Genomic DNA, 6,565 nt, shown 5'->3' on the forward strand with positions numbered 1-6,565 from the left:
GGCTTGAACCAGGCTGACGCAGTCGTTTTCCTGCGCTCCGATTGCCCAAGCTCCGGTCATCTGGCCCGGGTCGTTTGCCAACTCCCCGAAGACGGCGATTTTCTGCTGTGGAACCAACGGCAGAATGGCTTCGTTTTTCAGCAGCACCATCGATTTGGTCGCCGCTTCGCGGGCAAGCGCCCGGTATTCCGGCCTTACTAAGGTCCGTTTTTCTTTTTCTTCATCCGTCCGGTAAGGATTTTCAAACAAGCCCAATTCAACTTTAAGCTTCAAGATGCGGTAAACAGCTTGGTCCAATAAATCTTCTGCGATTTCACCGGCTTCGATCAACCCGGCAAGATTTTCAGCATAGACGTTCGAAGTCATATCCATATCGATCCCTGCCTGCAGCGCTTCTTTGGCCGCCGCTTGCCGATCCGCCACGACGCCATGGTTCACACATTCAGCGATGGCATTCGCATCGCTTATCGTGATTCCTTCGAAGCCCCATTCATCCCTCAAAACATCCCGCAACAGCCACTCGTTCACGGTACACGGCACGCCGTTCAGATCGTTGAAAGCCGGCATGACCGCACGTGCTCCGGCATCGACGCAGGCCTTATAGGCAGGCAAATAGTCCTCCCATAACCGCTGTTTGGACATGTCCACCCGATTATAATCTTTGCCTGCTTCTCCGGCTCCGTATGCCGCAAAGTGCTTCAGGCAGGCTGCCATCGCGTCCGTTTGTGACAAGTCCTCGCCTTGAAATCCTCTTACCTTGGCTGCACCATAGTCGCCGTTCAACAAAGTGTCCTCGCCGGCGCCCTCACTGACGCGGCCCCAGCGCGCATCTTTCGCGACATCCACCATCGGGGCGAACGTCATGTGCACGCCCGCCGCTGTTGCTTCTTCCGCGGACATCCGAGCCGTTTTCTGCCATAAGTCAGGGTCCCAAGCGCAGCTTTCAGCCAATGGGATCGGCGTCACCGTCCGGAAACCATGGATCACATCATAGCCGAACAGCAAAGGAATGCCTAAACGGCTTTCCTCCACGGCGATTTTCTGGAGCCGGTTCGCGGTCAGAGCATCCCCGACGCCATTGTACGAACCGATTTTTCCGGCACGCAGATCCTCTTCATGGAAGTCTTTTTCGGCTGTGCTCATCAGCCTGCCGAATTCTTCCTGACTGATCCGGCCGTCGAACATCATATCCAGCAGTTCCTCGAAGCTGACTTCGAAGGCACCGACTAAAGAAGGGCCGCATTGCTGCAGCTGTCCGATTTTTTCTTCCAAAGTCATTTCGCCGATCAAGGCTTCGATCTTTTGAGTCTGTACATCCATCATCGTTGCCATTCTCCTTCCGGTTCGAAGCCCTCGTAAATGAAGGTCTCGAAATCCGCATACTTTTCCTTCGTTTGCCCATTACCGGAAGCAAACATGCCGATATAGGCACCGACAAAGCCGCCCGCTGTTTCCGAACCCAGGAAGGACCCGTCCACCTCATCCGCAACCGACTCCAGGTTGTCTGCGGTTGTTCCTGCAGAGAAGCTATAGCGTGAGCCATTTCCTTTCACTTGCAGAGTAAAGTCCGATTGATTTGGAGCCGCAACGACTTCGCCCAGCTGCGCTTCGGTGAAGTGCTGGATGCCGGCTTGATCATAATGCGAAATCACCCGGATACAGCGCACGACCGGATTGCCCTCTTGACCTTTCGTGATTTCCAGACGCAATTGGTTGGCGTCATTCTGCAGGATAATGATGCCCGCAGATTCGCTTTCCTCCGGTGAAAAGCGGACCGTAACTGTCGCCTGAAAATCCAGATGCTGCTGGCGTCTGCCGACGAAGCTGACATTTTCTTTTGTTTTGCCGATCTTTGATATGCGGCTGAAGACGCTCCCGTCCGTATTGTCGAATTCCCATGGGACCAGCGCGTTTTTCAACAGCTTCAAGCGCAGACGGCCCGCTTCAACCTTGGCGAATTCTTCCCGGGGCGTACCCAAAAAGTTCCAATCAAATCCCAGTTCCTGTTCGAAATTTTCGACGACAGGTTGCTCAAACTCATTAATTGCGCGCCCCACCGGTTGCCAACTCGGCAGGCCCGGGGATGGATAGGTCCATTCCACTTTACCAGTGCCTTTGCTGACGACAGGCCAACCGTCCTCCCACATAACCGGCACAAGGAAGGTTTCGCGACCCAACAGTTTATGCTTGCCTTCGCTCAAGCGTGAACCGAGGCAAACCATATACCAATCGCCGTTCTGCAATTCGACCAAATCCCCATGGCCCACATTCCAGATCGGAAAGCCTTTCCCGAGGTGGCGATGGGTCAGGATCGGATTCCCTTGGTGATTCTCATATTCCCCGAAAATCGATTGGCTGCGGCTGATCGTGACGGCATGGAAATGTTCCGTCCCGCCTTCGGCAATCATCAAATAATAATAACCGTCTTTTTTGTACAAATGCGGACCTTCCGGGGATTCAGCATTTACCTGGGCTCCGGTTCCGATGATGTGGCGCTCGCCGACCAACTCAAAAGTAGCCAAGTCGATCTCGGAGCACCAAATGCCTTGCCTGGAACCCGCCTCGTCATCGAAACGGGTCGTCCCTGTGTAATAGCACTTTCCGTCTTCGTCCCAGAACAAGGAAGGATCGATGCCGTCCGCGCCTTGGATGATGTGCATGTCCGACCACGGACCGGCAGGATCAGTGGCGGTCACGACAAAATTGACGACACCCACGCTCATGTTGGTCGTGATCATGTAAAACGTGCCCTCATGGTAACGGATAGTCGGGGCAAAAATACCGGCCGAGATCATTTCATGCGTCAACGGCAACTGTTCAGGGCGATCCAGCACGTGGCCGATCTGTACCCACTGCTCCAAATCCTTGCTGTGGAAGATCGGCACGCCCGGAAAATAACTGAAGCTGGAAGTGACGAGATAAAAATCATCTTCGACCCGGCAGATCGACGGATCCGGGTAAAAACCCGGCAGAATCGGATTTCGGATCATAACTTCACGCTCTCCAAAACGCTCAGGGTTTGTTGGTCCGACTCCATATCAGCCAACGACAACTCCAGCGTTTCCGTAACGCCGTTCTCAGCAGTGAGGGTCAAGACGATGTTTTCCGTATCGGCAGTCTTTTTGAGTATGATCATCGCACGGCCATAGAACGTTTGGGTAACATGCTTATAAGGATTGGATTCCGGTTTCGGATTCCCGCTGCCGAAGCCGATAAGCTCCGCTCCTCCGGAAACTGCCACACGGATCGTCTGATCGGCATCCGGAGCAACCGTTCCTGCTGCGTCACGATAGGCAACCGGGACATAGATGAGTTCATCCAGGATTTCCTCCGTTCCAAAGACCAACTTGCAGTCTTCGCCGGCAGTTTTCAAACTGATGCGGCCGATTTCCTGACCATTTTCGTAAGCCACGGCTGTAAGTGCCCCTGGCTCATAAGTGGTTTCGAATAACGCGCGGAAGCCTACCGCTTTGCCGGAAGCTTGTTTGCCCAACGATTCCTCGTTGCGGAACAGTTCTACTTCCGTTCCCGGCGCGTAGACTTCGACGACCACCGGCTTGCCTTCACAGCCCTGCCAATTCCAGCTGGACAGATTATCGCTCATGATCCATGGCGTCTTCAGCAAGTGTTCACCGTATCTGCGCGGATTTTGGACAGTGATGTAAGGATTTTCCCGCAGCCCAAAGACAATCTCACGCAAAAAGGAAGCTGGTCGACGGACTCCGGTAATATCGATATCCCCCACATACGCAATTTGACAAGGGAACTTCGCACCAAAGCCGCCTTCTCCCCACTGGTAGGCCGGCACACCTATGCCCGCTTCGCCAAGATAGTCCCAGCCGGTCCAAGTGAAATCGCCGATCACTTGCGGCAGCCGCTCAATCAATTCCCAATTGCGGGCGATCTCAGGCGGATACGTTTCGCTGCCGACCATGATGCGGTTCGGATAAGTTTGGCTGTCCCCTTCATAGCGGGCAGTCATGTAGTTGTAGCCCGCGATGTCGGTCGGACTGCAAGCCATTTCCAAGCGTTCCGAAATGGCCGGGTGCACAACGATATCGTCCAGATGGCCATCCATCAGCGTCATGAAGTCATTGACGTTTCCTTCGATTTTACCTGACTGTTGCAGATCGGAAACAACGTCCCCGACGATTTGGTCGACCTTATCCCCCGCCGCAAAGACGCCGTTGATGCCAGCCAAGGTGAAGCGGGTGTCGTCCAACGATTTGATCTTCGCACACAGTTCGTGGCAGACTTTCGAGCCATGCGGGGTTCCGATTTCTGGTATTTCATTCCCCACAGAATAAAGGATCACGGCCGGATGGTTGAAATCCTTGCGGACCATCGCCGTCACGTCTTTTTCCCACCATTCCTGGAAATAGAGGCCGTAATCGTAGTCGGATTTCATCCGGTTCCACATGTCGAAGGTTTCGTCCATCACGTACATGCCCAGACGGTCGCAAGCCCGCAGCATCGCAGGCGCCATCGGGTGATGGGACATCCGCACCGCATTGAAGCCGGCTTCCTTCAGCCGTTTGATTTGGCGGAACTGGGCATCCTCGTAGGTTGCCGCACCAAGCAGACCGCTGTCGTGATGGATGCAGGCTCCGCGGAGTTTCACCGTTTCTCCGTTCACACGGAGCCCGCGTTTCGCATCCACCTGCAACGTCCGGATTCCGAAAGTCGTTTCCGCTTCGTCCGCCAATTCCCCATCCACGTACAGGTTGCTTATGCAGGTGTACAAGCTTGGCTTTTCGTCCGACCAGCGTTCCGGCCATTCCACAGTCACGCGCTGTTTGATGATCCGTTCCTCTTGCTCGAACAACACAAACGGCGAGTTTGCTTTCGCCACTTCATTGCCTTCCGCATCTCGGATCACGGTTTCCAACATGACGCGGCTTGGTGCATACTTTCTTGTCTTCACTTCTGTCGCAATATCCAACACCGCCAAGGTTTCGTCGGCTTCTGCCGTTTTGATCTGGATCCCCTCCGGCACCAGATGCGTCACATCCGAAACCAACAAGTAGACATCCCGATAGATCCCCCCGCCCGAATACCAGCGGCTGTTCGTCATCGCACCGTTCCGGACTTGGACACGGATCTCATTTTCTTCTCCGTAGCGGAGAAAATCATTCAGCGGCACATAAAAAGTCGAATACCCGAACATGTTTTTGCCCGCCAACTCGCCGTTTATGTACACCATGGCGTTCATATACACGCCTTCAAACTTCAGGATGACCGTCTTTTCCTTGTACTCGGCCGGAGCGTGGAGCGTCTTCACATAGTTATAGAATGCCCCGTCATAATAACCTGTGTTGCCGCCGTTCAAGCTGTCTGCGTGCGCGTTCTTTTCGAACATCGCATCATGCGGTACTGTGATTTCTTTGGCTGTTTCCGGTACATTCCACACCAACGCAAAGGAGTCCTTGTTCTCCCAGAATTTCCACTTATCATTGAATTTTTTCTCTATCATTTCATCCACCCTCTCTGGTATACGCTTTCATTTGTGGGTGTCCCCACTCTCACTTTATAGTTTAGTCATATCCTTAAGCAGTTTCCATGCCATTTGATAGTGTATATCCGACATTTTTTAAGGTATCCGCGGGAGTTGGCACTTCCTCCGGTGAGCGCCCTTCTCAACGGAGGTGCGGTTCCGGTAATAAGCTTTCCTCCTGCGAGCGAATGCTAGCCGGAGCTGGGTGCACGTTTGGATGCTGACCTCCGACGAACAAGGGCTCGTCGGAGGTCATAGATTTGCGCTCGCCTCTGCTCCGGCGAAGCAACCCCAGCAAACCCGCACCAAAAAAAGACAATAAAAATAGACTTGCCGCCTGGCAAGTCCACATTTATCTATCCCTGCGAAGAGCTTTTTCGCTCTCCACGCAACTGGCAATTCGTTACTTTTTGCTGTTGTCCCACGTTTCCTGCAAAACGGCAAGCGACAGATCAGCCGTGCTCGGCAGCACGCGGTCAGCCAAAGCCAAAACCTGTTCATCGCCAACCCCAACAGCCACGATGCCGGCAGCTTTGATGGCTTCAACGCCTGAAGCCGCATCTTCGACGCCTACACAGTCAGCCGGATCGGCACCCGCAAGCTGAGCGCCCGCCAGAAAAATGTCCGGAGCAGGTTTGCCAGCCTTAACAGTCGCCGGATCGACGATGCCGTCAAAATAAGCGCGCACCTGCAGAAGATCCAGGATTCCCGGTGCATTCTTGCTTGCTGAAGTCACGATCATTTTGATTCCAGCAGCTTTCAGTTCCTCCAACAGCGGAATGATGCCCGGCAAAATGTCATCCGGCGTCATTTCCTTTATCAATTCCAAGTAATGAGCATTCTTTTTGACGCACAATTCATCTTTTTCGGCTGAGGAATATTTATCCGCAACCCCGCCTTGCGCCAATATGCGCTCCAGCGAATCGATGCGGCTTACTCCTTTCAGCTCCTCGTTGAACGCCTCATCCACTTCGATGCCCAACTCCGCTCCCAAGTCGCGCCAAGCCAAAAAATGAAACTTCGCTGTATCGGTGATCACACCATCCAAATCAAATAGTACCGCCTTCATAT

Annotated in this window: 4 protein-coding genes; all 4 read right to left on the reverse strand. The window is 53.5% G+C overall.

Annotated features, from left to right (window positions below):
• On the reverse strand, window positions 1-1,323 hold a 1,323-nt coding region (locus WBV27_RS05730; RefSeq protein ID WP_424200212.1), incomplete at its 3' end, for a glycoside hydrolase family 3 N-terminal domain-containing protein.
• Window positions 1,320-2,990: a glycoside hydrolase family 43 protein gene (locus WBV27_RS05735; protein ID WP_424200214.1), complete on the reverse strand. Its 1,671-nt coding sequence runs from the start codon at window positions 2,988-2,990 to the stop codon at window positions 1,320-1,322. The genes WBV27_RS05730 and WBV27_RS05735, both read right to left, overlap by 4 nt.
• Window positions 2,987-5,473, reverse strand: coding sequence for a glycoside hydrolase family 2 TIM barrel-domain containing protein (locus WBV27_RS05740; RefSeq protein WP_424200216.1), 2,487 nt, complete (start codon window positions 5,471-5,473; stop codon window positions 2,987-2,989). The genes WBV27_RS05735 and WBV27_RS05740 overlap by 4 nt, the downstream gene beginning before the upstream one ends.
• Before the next feature lie 424 nt (window positions 5,474-5,897).
• Window positions 5,898-6,565, reverse strand: a 668-nt coding sequence (gene pgmB / locus WBV27_RS05745; protein WP_424200218.1) for a beta-phosphoglucomutase, incomplete at its 5' end; no start/stop codon positions are given.

The sequence above is a fragment of the Trichococcus sp. genome (genome assembly GCF_049589555.1).
GTDB lineage: Bacteria > Bacillota > Bacilli > Lactobacillales > Aerococcaceae > Trichococcus.

Bases quoted from the DNA above. Each gene is read 5' to 3' on its own strand.
- WBV27_RS05735 (WP_424200214.1), bottom strand. From the start codon at position 2,990: ATGATCCGAAATCCGATTCTGCCGGGTTTTTACCCGGATCCGTCGATC.
- WBV27_RS05740 (WP_424200216.1), bottom strand. From the start codon at position 5,473: ATGATAGAGAAAAAATTCAATGATAAGTGGAAATTCTGGGAGAACAAG.